This is a genomic window from Allobosea sp. 05T438, from assembly GCF_056396025.1.
Genome location: NZ_JBFTKQ010000026.1, coordinates 14,424 through 27,500, shown reverse-complemented (window position 1 = coordinate 27,500; position 13,077 = coordinate 14,424). Strand labels below are relative to the sequence as shown.

Below are 13,077 nucleotides of genomic sequence, written 5' to 3'. Positions count from 1 at the left end.
GAGCCCTCGCGGTGAAAGCGGCGGCGCAGAAGGAAGGGCCGGAGCGGAGCTGCGTCGTCACACGGGCCGTCAAGGCACCTGACGACCTGATCCGCTTCGTCGCCGGGCCGGACGGCGTGCTCGTGCCGGATCTGCGGCGCAAGCTTCCCGGGCGCGGCGTCTGGGCGAGCCTCAGCCGCAAGACCGTTGCCGAGGCGATCAAGCGGAAAGCCTTCGAGCGTTCGCTCAAGGCGAAGGTCGCGGTTCCGGCGGATTTGCCGGATATTGTCGACGGACTGATGTACCGCGACACGCTGCAGGCGCTGTCGATGGCCAACAAGGCTGGGCTGGTTACCGCTGGCTTCGCCAAGGTTGAGGCGCTGATCGAAACCGGCCGTTGTCTTGCGGTAATCGCCGCGAGCGATGGCGCCGAGGACGGCAAGCGCAAGATCGGCCAGGCTGTCCGCCGGTTGGCGGCGGCTCGCGAGGCCGAGGGGCTCAAGGCCCGCGAATTGCCCGTCGTCGCGATTTTCGCGGCAGCGGATTTGGAATTGGCGTTGGGGCGCGCACATGTGATACATGCCGCGCTTGCTCCGGGACCAGCGGCCGAGGGCGTACTCTCGCGCTGGCGTCGGCTCGTCCGGTATCGGACGGACGATACCGCCGCATCCGACCCGAACGATATTGAAGACACGACCGAACCGGCAGGACCGAACGCGGAATGACCGATACCAAAAACCCGGGCGACAAGACTTTGACCGTCAACCCGCCCAAGACCCTGTCGCTGAAGCGGCCTGTCGAACAGAGCACTGTTCGACAGAGCTTCTCGCATGGGCGTTCGAAGCAGGTCGTCGTCGAGGTCAAGCGCCGCGCCGCCGGTCACGAGGTGAAGGAACCGGTCGCGCCACGCGCTCCGCAGGCTCCTGCCCCGCAGGCGGCTCCGCAGCGCCCTGCTGGCCCGAGCCCGCAGGCTCCGCAGCGCCCGGCTGGCAGCATGCTGCTGCGCACCCTCTCCGACGAGGAGAAGGACGCCCGTCAGCGCGCTCTCGCCGAAGCGCGCAGCACCGAGGCCGAGGCGCGCCGCGTCGCTGAAGAGGAGGCACGCCAGCGCGCAGCCGCCATTGAGCGCGAGCGCCAGGAGCGCGATGCCGCCGCTGCCCGCCAGCGCCAGGAAGAGGATCGCCGCCGTCAGGAGGACGACCAGAAGCGTCGCGCCGAGAGCGCTGCTCGCCAGCGTGATGAGCAGGTTGTTCGCCCGGCTGCACCGCCCGCCGCTCCGCGAGAGGCAGCCCCCCCGGCCCAGGCGCCCGCGCCGCAGCCGACTCAGTATTACGGCCGTCCGGCCCCGTCCGGCCCGCGCGAGTTCACGCCGCGCTCGCCCGGTCCAGGTCGCGACGTTGGCGCGCGTCCGCCGCGGCTGGACTCCCGTCCGCCGCGTTCCGATTCGCCGCGTCCGCCGCGTGTGGATTCCTCGGCCCCTGCAGAGCCGGCTGTTGCTCGTCCGACCCGTCAGGCTCCTCCGTCGAGCGGCGCCCCGCGCAATCGCTCGGATGACGTCGATGTCAAGGCCGCGTTCCGCCGTCCCGGCCTGGGCGCCGGTGCCGGCCGTGGCCCTGCTCCGGCGGCGCCCAAGACTCCGAAGACCACCAACGACAAGCCGCGCGGTCGCCTGACGCTATCGACCGCGACCGGGAGCGAGGACGAGCGGACACGTTCGGTCGCCTCGTTCCGCCGGCGCGTGCAGCGCATGACCGGCCATCGGGCTTCGGACGTGCAGAAAGAGCGCGTGATGCGCGAGGTGATCATCCCCGAGACGATCACCATCCAGGAACTCGCGAACCGCATGACGGAGCGCGGCGTCGACGTCATCCGCCTGCTGATGAAGCAGGGCGCGATGCACAAGATCACCGACGTGATCGATGCCGACACCGCCCAGCTCATCGCCGAGGAAATGGGCCACACCGTCAAGCGCGTCGCCGAATCCGACGTCGAGGAAGGCCTGTTCGACACGCCGGATACCGACGAGACCCTGGAGTCGCGGCCTGCGGTCGTGACCATCATGGGCCACGTCGACCACGGCAAGACCTCGCTGCTCGACGCGATCCGCAAGACCAAGGTCGTCACCGGCGAGGCCGGCGGCATCACCCAGCATATCGGCGCCTATCAGGTGACGACCCCGCTGGGCAGCCAGGTGACCTTCATCGACACCCCCGGCCACGCCGCCTTCACGGCGATGCGCGCCCGCGGCGCCAAGGTGACGGACGTCGTCGTGCTGGTCGTGGCAGCCGATGACGGCGTCATGCCGCAGACGGCCGAGGCGATCCATCATGCCAAGGCGGCCGGCGTTCCGCTGATCGTCGCGATCAACAAGGTCGACAAATCCGACGCCAACCCGGATCGCGTCCGCGCCGAACTGCTGCAGTACGAGATCCAGGTCGAGACCCTCGGCGGCGAGACCCTCGAAGTCGAGGTCTCCGCCAAGACCGGCCACAACCTCGACAAGCTGCTGGAAGCGATTGCGCTGCAGGCCGAGGTGCTCGATCTCAAGGCCAATCCCCATCGTCCGGCCGAAGGCACGGTCATCGAGGCCAAGCTCGACCGCGGCCGTGGCCCGGTCGCGACCGTGCTGGTCCAGCGCGGCACGCTGCGCACCGGCGACATCGTCGTGGCGGGTGCCGAATGGGGCCGCGTCCGCGCCCTGATCGCCGATACCGGCGCGCAGGTGAAGGAGGCTCCGCCCTCCATGCCGGTCGAGGTGCTCGGTTTCAACGGCACGCCCGAGGCCGGCGACCGCGTTGCGGTGGTCGAGTCCGAGGCCCGCGCCCGCGAGATCACGGAGTACCGCGAGCGTCAGCGTCGCGACCGTCAGGCAGCCCGTGGCGCCGCCTCCGGCGCCGGCCGCTCGCTCGCCGAGATGATGCGCGAGCTCAAGGAGGGCGCTGGCCGCAAGGAGTTCCCGCTGGTCGTCAAGGGCGACGTGCAGGGCTCGGTCGAGGCCATCGTCGGCGCGCTTGAGAAGGTCGGCAACGACGAGGTTCGCGCCCGTGTGCTCTCTTCGGGCGTCGGCGCCATCACCGAGTCGGATGTCACGCTCGCCCAGGCTTCGGGCGCGGTCGTGGTTGGCTTCAACGTCCGTGCGCATAAGGAAGCGCGCGAGGCGGCCGACCGGGCCGGCGTCGAGATCCGCTACTACAACATCATCTATAACCTCATGGATGATGTGAAGGATGCGATGTCGGGCCTGCTGGCGCCGACCCTGCGCGAGACCATGCTCGGCAACGCGTCGATCCTCGAGATCTTCAACGTCTCGAAGGTCGGCAAGATCGCCGGCTGCCGCGTCACCGACGGCACGATCGAGCGCGGCGCCAATGTCCGCCTGATCCGCGACAACGTCGTGGTTCACGAGGGCAAGCTCGGTCAGCTCAAGCGCTTCAAGGACGACGCCAAGGAAGTCGTGGCCGGCCAGGAATGCGGCATGTCCTTCGAGAACTACCAGGACATGCGTGTCGGCGACGTGATCGAGTGCTATCGCGTCGAAGAGATCAAGCGCAGCCTCTGAGAATGGGGCGGCTTGTCCGGGCTTGACCCGGGCAGCCTATCCCTGTTTATCCGCGCTCCCATAGAGATGGCCGGGCCTCGTGCCCGGCCAATGACGTTGACCCGTCCATCCGGTCCGATCCCGGAAAACGAGAACCATGGCCAAACCTGCAAAACCTTCCGGCCCTTCCCAGCGGCAATTGCGCGTCGGCGAACTGATCCGCCATGCGCTGGCCGACATGCTCGCGCGCGGTGACATCCATGACGATGTGCTGGCAAAGCACGTCGTCACTGTGCCTGAGGTGCGCCTCTCGCCCGATCTGAAGCTCGCCACCGCCTACATCATGCCGCTCGGCGGGCAGGATATTAAGCCGGTGCTCAAGGCGCTCGAGGCCAATAAGCGCTATATGCGCGGTGAGATCGCCCATCGCGTGAACCTGAAATACGCGCCGGACATCCGCTTCCGTGCCGATGAGAGCTTCGCCGAGGCCGAGCGTATCGACGCTCTGCTCGATACCGATGCCGTGCGCCGCGATACGCAGGTCCAGCGCCTGAAGATCGACCAGGACCACGAAGACCAAACCTCCGAAGACGACCGCCGTGACGATGACCGCTGAGAATCCATCCGAAACCGTCCAGGATCAGGGCGCCGCTCCGGCGCCGCGTCCGAAGAAGCGCGACGTTCATGGCTGGGTCGTGCTCGACAAGCCGATCGGCATGACCTCGACCCATGCGGTCAGCGTCGTGAAGAGGGCTTTTTCCGCCAAGAAGGCCGGCCATGCCGGCACGCTCGACCCGCTGGCGTCCGGCCTGTTGCCGATCGCGCTCGGCGAGGCGACCAAGACAGTTCCCTTCGTCATGGATGGCCGCAAGGCCTATCAGTTCACCGTCTCTTGGGGCACGCAGACCGATACGGACGACACCGAGGGCCGGGTGATCGCGACCTCGGAGCAGCGTCCGGACGAGGCCGCCATCGCAGCCCTGCTGCCGCGTTTCACCGGCACCATCCTGCAGACCCCGCCGAAGTTCTCGGCGATCAAGATCGCCGGCGAGCGCGCCTATGACCTCGCCCGCGACGGCGAGGAGGTCGAGCTGCAGGCCAGGCCCGTCGAGATCGATGCGCTGGCCATCGTCAGCCATGACGGCGCCACGACGACCTTCGAGGCCGAATGCGGCAAGGGCACCTATGTCCGCGCCATCGCCCGCGATCTCGGCCTTGCGCTCGGCTGCCTCGGCCATGTCGCGCATCTGCGCCGCACCCGCGTCGGCCCCTTCACGGTGGCTGAAGCGGCGAGCGTCGAGACACTGCGCGAAAGCCCGGAGAGCGCGCTGGCGGCCCTTCAGCCGGTCAAGGCGGCGCTGACGCTGATCCCGGAGATCGTGATCCACCGCGATGCCGCCGCCCGCATCAAGCGCGGCCAGAGCGCCCTGCTCCGCGGCGCCGGAGCGCCCATCGAGCTGAAAGCCGCCTATGCCACCTGCGCCGGCACGCTGATCGCGACCGGCTCGGTCGAGAACGGCGAATTCGTCCCCCACCGCGTCTTCAATCTCTGAGATTGTCGGTCTCGCAAGGCGTCATGATCGGGCTTGACCCGAGCATCTCGTGCCGGAGGAGGCTCCGGCGCCTTCTCGTCCGGAAATTCTCGCGTCAAACCCGAGTATGACGCCTCCGGCAGCCCTCAGGCCGCGCGCTTCAGCCCGTCCCGCGCCCAGATCGCGCCGAGCGCGGCGACCAGGCGATCGATATCGGCGTCGGAATGGAAGGGCGAGGGCGTGATCCTCAGCCGCTCCGTGCCGCGCGGCACGGTCGGATAGTTGATCGGCTGGACATAGATGTCGAAGCGCGCCAGCAACTCGTCGCTGATCGACTTGCAGGCCTTCGCCTCCCCGACCATCACCGGCACGATGTGGCTGGGATTCGGCAGATGCGGAATGCCCGCCGCGTCGAGCTTGCCGCGCAGTGCCGCGACGCAATCCTGCTGGCGCTCGCGCTCGGCTGAGCTCTCCTTGAGATGCCGGATCGCTGCGATGGCGCCGGCCGCCACCGCCGGCGGCAGCGAGCTGGAAAAGATGAAGCCGGAGGCGAAGCTGCGGATGAAGTCGCAGAGGGCGGCCGAGCCGGTGATATAGCCGCCGATCACCCCATAGGATTTCGCCAGGGTGCCCTGGATCAGGGTGAGCCGGTCGGTGAGGCCGTCGCGCTCGGAGATGCCGCCGCCGCGCGGCCCGTAGAGCCCGACGGCATGGACTTCATCGAGATAGGTCATCGCGCCGAATGCGTCGGCGATGTCGCAGAATTCCCTGATCGGCGCGATGTCGCCATCCATCGAATAGACCGACTCGAAGGCGATCAGCTTCGGCCTGTTCGGATCGAGCGCGGCGAGCTTGCGGCGCAGATCGTCCGGGTCGTTATGGGCGAAGATATGCTTCTCGACGCGTGAATGGCGGATGCCCTCGATCATCGAGGCATGGTTGAGCGCGTCCGTCAGGACGACGCAGCCGGGAAGCCTGGCCGCGAGCGTCGAGAGGGAGGCCCAGTTGGACGTATAGCCGGAGTTGAACAGCAACGCCGCTTCCTTGCCGTGCAGATCGGCGAGCTCGCGCTCCAACAGGACGTGGTAGTGATTGGTGCCGCCGATGTTGCGGGTGCCGCCTGCGCCCGCGCCGCAGCCATCGAGCGCCTCATGCATCGCGGCGAGAACCTTCGGATGCTGCCCCATGCCGAGATAGTCGTTCGAGCACCAGACGGTGACGTCGCGCGGCCCGCCCTCGCCGTGATAGGTGGCCAGCGGGAAGCGGCCGGCCTGCCGCTCCAGATCGACGAAGACGCGATAGCGGCCCTCGCGGTGCAGCCCCTCAAGTTCCCGGCGGAAGAAGTTCTCGAAATCCATGGCCAGCCTCCTGCGGCGCGCCTCTCCTAGGCCTTTCCGGTTTCTCGCGGAATGGCGCGCGGTGTCGCGGCTGGAATTCTTCTACTTTGACCGTTCGGCCAGTTCCAACAGCGTTTCGATCAAGACTTTGATAGCGATGCCGGCGTCTTCCTCGCTCATGTTCTCGAGCGGCGAATGGCTGATGCCTTTCTCGTTCCGCACGAACAGCATGGCCGCCGGCGCGATCGCCGCCATGGTCATGGCGTCATGCCCTGCACCGGACGGGAGCTTGCGGCCGGCGATATTACTGCCAGTCCTGGCGATGCCGGCCACGAAGGCGTCCTGCAGGCGCGGGTCCATCGGGACCGCATCGGCCTTCGCATAGGGCACGATCTCGAGCCCGACGCCGCGGCGTGCCGCGATCTCGGCAAAGCGGCTGCGGATCGCGGCTTCCATTGCTGCGAGCGTCTCGTTTTTCGGTGCGCGGAAATCGATGGTGAACTCGGCCGCACCGGGCACGACATTGGTCGCGCCGGGCTCGGCCCTGAGCACACCGACCGTTCCGACGGCGAGTTCATGGCCAGCCGCGATCTCCTCCAGCGCCAGCGCCATCTCGGCGGCGGCCGTCAGTGCGTCCTTGCGCAGCGCCATAGGCACGGTGCCGGCATGGCCGGCCTCGCCGGTGACGCGCACCCGGGCCCGGCTCTGGGCGTTGATGGCGGTGACGATGCCGACCGGCTCGTTCTCCGCCTCCAGCACCGGGCCCTGCTCGATATGGACTTCAAGATAGGCCTGGATCGATCCGGGCTTGCGAGCGAGGGCAGCGATGCCGTCGGGGTTTCCGCCGAAGGCGACGAGCGCATCGCCGAGCCTCACGCCCTCGCTGTCGCGCGCTTCCAGCCACGCCGGATCGTAAGCGCCCGCCAGGGCTTCCGAGGTCGACAGATGCGTGGGGAAGCGGACATTCTCCTCGTCGCCGAAGCCCAGGATCTCGAGCGGGAACGGCAGGCTGATCCCTGCATCGCGCAGCGCCTGCGCCGCGAGGATGCCGGCGACGACTCCGAGGTTGCCGTCGAAGCGGCCGCCATCCTTCACCGTGTCGATATGAGAGCCGATCAGCACGGCGGGCGCGCCGGGCACCGTGCCCTCGCGCCGTCCCTGCACCGAGCCGGCGGCGTCGATGAAGGCGGTGAGCCCGGCCACTTCCATCGCGCCCTTGACCCATTCGGCCGCCTGCCGATGCGCCGGCGAGAGATAGAGCCGGGTCAGCTTGCCCGGCTCGTCGCTGAAGCGGTTGAGGCCGGCAAGCGCGGCAAAGGCGCGGGCACCGAGGACGGCGGCGGAAGGAAGCATCTGCGTCATGGCGCGAGGTTAGTGCAGGATACGAAAAACTGGGAACCGGTTTTTCGCAAAGGTCCTGTTCTAGCTCTGTGCCGCCCCCGCATTGCAGCGCTGCATCATGCGGGAGGCGGCTGTGACGCCGGCAAGCGAGAAGGTGTAGGTCGTCGCATTGCCGCGGGCGGAGCGCGCTTCCAGCACCATGCTGTTGCCCGCCCGCATCGCAGCGAGCAGCGCCGGCTCGCGTTCCAGCCGCTCGAGCCAGGCGTTGTTGCCTTCGGTCAGCATGCGGAAACTGTCGTCGCCGATGGTGACGGTCACGACCGAGTTCTTGGCGAAGTCGTAGCCGGTCTGGAAGCTCGATTCCGTATTGCTGTCGCTGCCGCCCGTCTGCATGAAGAAGAACACTTCCCCATGGCGCAGGCTGGAAGGTTCTTCAGTCGATGGCGTGCTCATGATGAAGCAACGCTGCGTATCGCCTTGCTCATAGGTCGCCGCGCTCCAGTCGCTGAACTGTCCGAGCGATTTGGCGGTGACGGCTTGAGCTGCCGAGGCCGTCAGAAGGACGAGGGCGGCTGTTGAGAGCGCCATCTTGATCATCGTTTTATCTCCTTTTACCCCTTCAGGGTGAAAAGAGAGCCTTACCGAGGCGTAAACATGATCAAGATATTTGTGCGTCTATCTGGCGCAGGCCAGGGCGCGGGCATTCAGGCGCTGCGCCGGACCAGGGAAATCCTCCCGGCCGGCGCAGCTCGATCTTCGGCGTTTGCGTCAGTAGGTTGCCCGTCCACCCGAGAGGTCGAAGACGCCGGCGGTGGTGAAGCTGTTTTCGGCCGAGGCCAGGAAGGCGACCATCGAGGCAACCTCCTCCGGCAGCAGGAAGCGCCCGCGCGGGATCTTGGCCAGCATGTAGCCGATATGCTCCTCGCTCATCTGGTCGAAGATGCGGGTGCGTGCGGCAGCCGGGGTGATGCAGTTCACGGCGATGTCCTTGTCGGCGAGCTCCTTGCCGAGGGATTTCGTCAGCGCGATCACCGCCGCCTTCGAGGCCGAATAGGCCGAGGCGTTAGGGTTGCCTTCCTTGCCGGCGATCGAGGCGACGAGGACGATGCGGCCGTAGTTGCGCTTGACCATGCCGGGAATGACCGACCGGCAACAATGCAGCGTGCCGTCGACATTGAGCTTCATGACGCGCGCCCAGTCCTCGAGCGGGTATTCCCAGGTCTTGTGGTTGGGGCCGGCGATACCCGCGCTGGTGACGAGGATGTCGATGCTGCCGAGCTTCGCTTCGAGCGCGTCGCTCGCCTTCTGCACGGCGGCTGCGTCCGTCACGTCCACGGCGACGCCGATGGCGCCATGGCCGATCTCGGCGGCGGCCTTCTCCGCGAGCGCTCCGTCGACATCCCAGATCGCGACCGTCGCGCCGCTGGCGGCGAAGCGCTCAGCGACGGCCCGCCCAATCCCCTGCGCTCCGCCGGTGACGATGGCGACACGGTTCTTTAAATCGATTTGGTTCATGTTCGTCAGCCTCCCCTGTCGTTCGAATCACCCTAGCTTCGCCGAGCGGCACCGGCCAGAGGACGCCCCGCTTTCGACGGCTGGTGCAGACCGGTCATGCAAAACGCCAAGATGCCGGAATTGTCGCAGGCGCCGACCCGCTTGGTCGCCGGAGCCGGTTGGCGCGGCGCTATTCCGCCGGCGCGGTCTTCTCGCGGCGGCCGATCAGCCCGAAGATCGGCCCGGCCGAGACCATCACCAGAAAGACGCGGACGATGTGGTGCGCCGCGACGAAGGCGACTTCGGTGTGCAGCGCCAGCGCGATCAGGCTCATCTCGGCGAGGCCGCCCGGCGAATAGGCGAGGATCAGCGGTACATGGCCGTGCACCGAGACGAGCGCGACCAGCCAGGCGAAGCTCAGCGTCAGCGCGAGCAGGATCACGGTCGAGCCGACCGAGAGCAGCAGCACACGCAGGATGATGCGGGGCGCCGTGCCGACGAAGCGGCAGCCGATGGTAACGCCGAGCACAAGCTGCGCCGCATTGACGATCTCCGCCGGCGGCACCGCCGCGCTGAGGCCGGTGACATGGACGATCGCGCTGACCAGCATCGGTCCGAGTAGGTATTTAGCCGGCAATTTGAGCCAGTGACCGGCGATCACGCCGAGGATGCCGCAGCTGATGAGCCAGAGTTCGGAGCCGAGCGGCGTCTGCGCGAACGATGGTCCGGCGACACGCCCGCCCCCGAGGGAGACGCCGCCGATCCATTGCACGATGAAGGGCAGGGTCATGACCACCAGCAGGATGCGGGCGGAGTGGATCAGGGCGATGATGCGGGCATCGCCGCCCTTCTCCTCGCCGACCGTCACCATCTCGATGAGCCCGCCCGGCATGCCGGAAAAGAAGGCGGTGACCGGGTCGAAGCCGGCAACGCGGCGGAAATAGCCGACGCAGCACAGGCCGCAGGCGACCATGAACAGCACGAGCCCGGCCAGCGTCGGCAGCCAGTTCGGCAGCTGCGCTACGACATCGGGCTTGAAGGAGGCGCCGAGCATCACGCCGATCACCGCCGTCATCGGCGGCCGGATCACCGGCGGCGCGGCGACGCGCAGCTTGATCAGCGCTGCGGCCGTGCAGAACACCATCGAGCCCAGCATCCAGGGCAGCGGCAGCCGCGCCTGCACGAACAGCCAGCCCCCGAGTCCGCCGAGCGCCAGTGCCAGGGCGAAACGCCGATAGGGGAAGCAACTCGGCGCCAGGGCCCGAACACCGTTCGCGAAATCCTCGAGCAGAACTTTCAAGCGCGTGCTCCGCGGCACAGAAACCGGAGCCCTCCTAGAGCCTGTTGGTGAGGTTGCCCACCCCCTGGCGGGAAATGCCGGCTCCGCTCCGGCCGCGCCGCCGGCACAACCCGGTCATGTGACATTGTCATTGGCCGGATTGCCGCGCTTCATCAATGATTTGCGCGAAGCGGAAACGCGGGACCGGCCGATGCCGGCCGAGTCGAGGGGCGATGAGCGAGGATCGGCAGGCCGGCCGGCAAAGCCGGACGGATGTGGAAGGCGAAGCGCCCGCCTGGCAGGAGCCGGCTGCGCCGCCGCTCGCCGACGAGTTGGTCGCACCCGACGCGTCCGGTCCGATCGTCCTCGCCGAGGTGCCGGGGGGCCGGAGACAGGCCCTGCGCCGGCTGCGGCATTGGTGGCGTGGCGCCAGCCCCAATCTGCGGGGCTCCGTCTTCATGATCTCCGCCTTGCTGGTCTATGCGGTGATGGTCGCCGGCATCAAGCATGTCGGCCAGGCGATCCCGCTGGTGCAGATCCTGCTGATCCGGCAGGTGATCATGACCGCGATCCTGCTCGCCTTCGCAGCGGGCAGCCTGCGCCGTGCGCTGCATACGGAGCGTCTCGGCCTGCAGGTCTTCCGCAGCGTGATCACGCTGCTCTCCATGCTTTGCGGCTTCACCGCCGTGGTCAAGATTCCGCTCGCGCAGGCGACGGCGATCGGCTTCAGCCAGGTCCTCTTCGTCACCATCGCCGCGGTGCTGGTGCTGAAGGAAGCGGTCGATGGCCGGCGCTGGGCCGCGACCATCATCGGCTTCATCGGCGTGCTGATCATGCTGCGTCCGAGCAGCGAGGGGCTCGATATCTATGCGCTGCTCTCCGTCGCCGGGGCCATCTTCGGCGCCGGCATCACCGTCAGCGTCCGCAAGCTTGCGGCAAGCGAGCGCACGGACACCATCCTGCTCTACCAGGGCATCGTGCTGATCGCCCTGCTCGCCGTGCCGTGCTGGCTCTGGTGGCAGCCGCCGACGCCGAACCAGTGGTTCTGGCTTGTCGTCCTGAGCGTGTTCGGCACCGCCGGGCAGTGGCTGATCACCCGCGCCTATCAGGTCGGCGAGGCGGCAGCGCTGGCGCCGCTCGACTTCAGCCGCCTGCTGCTGGCGAGTTTCACCGGCTTCGTCTTCTTCGCCGAGATACCGGCGCTCACCACCTGGATCGGCGCTGTCATCGTGATCGGCGCAACGCTCTACACCATCCGCAAGAACGCGAGGCCGCCGGTCTCGCCTGCCTCGGCCTGAGCCGGAAGACCCCGGATTGCATCGCGAGGGGCCGGGCGCTATGTGTCGGCGCACGCCTCTTCCGCGTGCGTCACCCGAGCAAAAGCCCTCGGGATTCCGGCTCCAGCCCCCCGGAACGCCACCAGAGGCCAATCATGCGCATCGAAAACGACCCGAAGCTCGACTTCCGCGACGTGCTGATCCGTCCGAAGCGTTCGACGCTCGGCAGCCGCGCCGAAGTCGATGTCGAGCGCAGCTTCCGCTTCGCCCATACGGGCAAGGAGTGGAAGGGCTTCCCGCTGATCGCCGCCAACATGGACGTGGTCGGCACGATGAGCATGGCGCGGGCACTGCTGAAGCACGGCGCCATGGTGGCACTGCACAAGCACTACAGCGCCGAGGAGTTGATCGCCTTCTTCCGCGAGCCAGGATCGGCCAACGCCTTCTACTCGCTCGGCACGACCGACACCGACCATGACAAGCTCAAGGCGGTCCATGCTCAGTCGCCGATCAGCAAGATCTGCCTCGACGTCGCCAACGGCTACACCGAGAAGTTCGTCGACACGGTCAAGGCCACGCGCGCCGCTTTCCCGGAGGCGGCGATCATGGCCGGTAACGTGGTCACCGGCGACATGACCGAGGCGCTGCTGCTCGCCGGGGCCGATATCATCAAGGTCGGCATCGGCCCGGGCTCGGTCTGCACCACCCGCAAGATGACTGGCGTCGGCTATCCCCAGCTCTCGGCGATCATCGAATGCTCCGATGCCGCGCACGGGCTCAAGGGCCTGGTCTGCGGCGATGGCGGCCTGACCGTGCCCGGCGATGTCGCCAAGGCCTTCGGTGGCGGCTCCGACTTCGTGATGATGGGCGGCATGCTCGCCGGCCATGACGAATGCGAGGGCGAGATCCGCTACGAGGAGCGCGGCGGCGAGAAGGTGCCGGTCGCCATGACCTTCTACGGCATGTCCTCCGACACCGCGATGAACAAGTATTCCGGCGGCGTCGCCAAGTACCGGGCATCCGAGGGCAAGACGGTCGAGGTGCCCTATCGCGGCCCGGTCGAGGGCACGATGCAGGAACTGATGGGCGGCGTGCGCTCGGCGATGACCTATATCGGCGCGGTCAGCCTCAAGGAGGTGGCCAAGCGCACCACCTTCATCATGGTCGGCAGCCAGCTCAACACCGTGTTCGGCAACTGAGCCCTTCGGCTCAGGCCGCCGGAACGCCGGCCGCGATCAGCCTTCCGAAATCTCGGCTGCACGCGCCTCCTGACAGCCTTCGACAGGGTTCAGGCGCCGCG

General features: G+C 67.6%; 11 protein-coding genes. 6 read left to right on the top strand and 5 right to left on the bottom strand.

The window, feature by feature from the left end:
* Positions 1-11 precede the first annotated feature (11 nt).
* The 4 genes from AC1DIN_RS27115 (at position 12) to truB (ending at position 5,070) form a co-directional block, all read left to right on the top strand.
* Entirely contained in the window at positions 12-704 is a 693-nt protein-coding gene (locus AC1DIN_RS27115) for an RNA-binding protein (protein ID WP_441473714.1), read from the top strand.
* Positions 701-3,538 (top strand): translation initiation factor IF-2, encoded by a 2,838-nt coding sequence (infB, locus tag AC1DIN_RS27110; RefSeq protein ID WP_476811991.1) that lies wholly within the window; start codon positions 701-703, stop codon positions 3,536-3,538. The genes AC1DIN_RS27115 and infB overlap by 4 nt, the downstream gene beginning before the upstream one ends.
* Positions 3,539-3,674: 136 nt before the next feature.
* Positions 3,675-4,133, top strand: coding sequence for a 30S ribosome-binding factor RbfA (gene rbfA, locus AC1DIN_RS27105; protein WP_441473712.1), 459 nt, complete (start codon positions 3,675-3,677; stop codon positions 4,131-4,133).
* Entirely contained in the window at positions 4,123-5,070 is a 948-nt protein-coding gene (truB, locus tag AC1DIN_RS27100; RefSeq protein ID WP_441473736.1) for a tRNA pseudouridine(55) synthase TruB, read from the top strand. Before rbfA ends, truB begins: the two co-directional genes overlap by 11 nt.
* A gap of 125 nt (positions 5,071-5,195) precedes the next feature.
* On the opposite strand, the gene hemA is transcribed toward truB, so the two are convergent.
* From hemA to AC1DIN_RS27075, 5 genes are all read right to left on the bottom strand, one after another.
* Positions 5,196-6,407, bottom strand: coding sequence for a 5-aminolevulinate synthase (hemA, locus tag AC1DIN_RS27095; RefSeq protein WP_476811990.1), 1,212 nt, complete (start codon positions 6,405-6,407; stop codon positions 5,196-5,198).
* 81 nt (positions 6,408-6,488) lie between these two features.
* Positions 6,489-7,748 (bottom strand): allantoate amidohydrolase, encoded by a 1,260-nt coding sequence (locus AC1DIN_RS27090; RefSeq protein ID WP_476811989.1) that lies wholly within the window; start codon positions 7,746-7,748, stop codon positions 6,489-6,491.
* Positions 7,749-7,808: 60 nt separating this feature from the next.
* On the bottom strand, positions 7,809-8,324 hold the full coding sequence (locus AC1DIN_RS27085) for an invasion associated locus B family protein (protein ID WP_476811988.1): 516 nt from the start codon (positions 8,322-8,324) through the stop codon (positions 7,809-7,811).
* A 171-nt stretch (positions 8,325-8,495) separates the two neighbouring features.
* Positions 8,496-9,242, bottom strand: coding sequence for an SDR family NAD(P)-dependent oxidoreductase (locus AC1DIN_RS27080; RefSeq protein ID WP_441473708.1), 747 nt, complete (start codon positions 9,240-9,242; stop codon positions 8,496-8,498).
* Between the two features lie 169 nt (positions 9,243-9,411).
* Complete coding sequence (locus AC1DIN_RS27075) at positions 9,412-10,521, bottom strand: AbrB family transcriptional regulator (protein WP_476811987.1); 1,110 nt, start codon at positions 10,519-10,521, stop codon at positions 9,412-9,414.
* Between the two features lie 212 nt (positions 10,522-10,733).
* On the opposite strand from AC1DIN_RS27075, the gene AC1DIN_RS27070 reads away from it, so the two are divergent.
* Positions 10,734-11,798 (top strand): DMT family transporter, encoded by a 1,065-nt coding sequence (locus AC1DIN_RS27070; RefSeq protein WP_476811986.1) that lies wholly within the window; start codon positions 10,734-10,736, stop codon positions 11,796-11,798.
* Positions 11,799-11,932: 134 nt separating this feature from the next.
* Entirely contained in the window at positions 11,933-12,976 is a 1,044-nt protein-coding gene (locus AC1DIN_RS27065) for a GMP reductase (RefSeq protein WP_441473705.1), read from the top strand.
* Positions 12,977-13,077 lie beyond the last annotated feature (101 nt).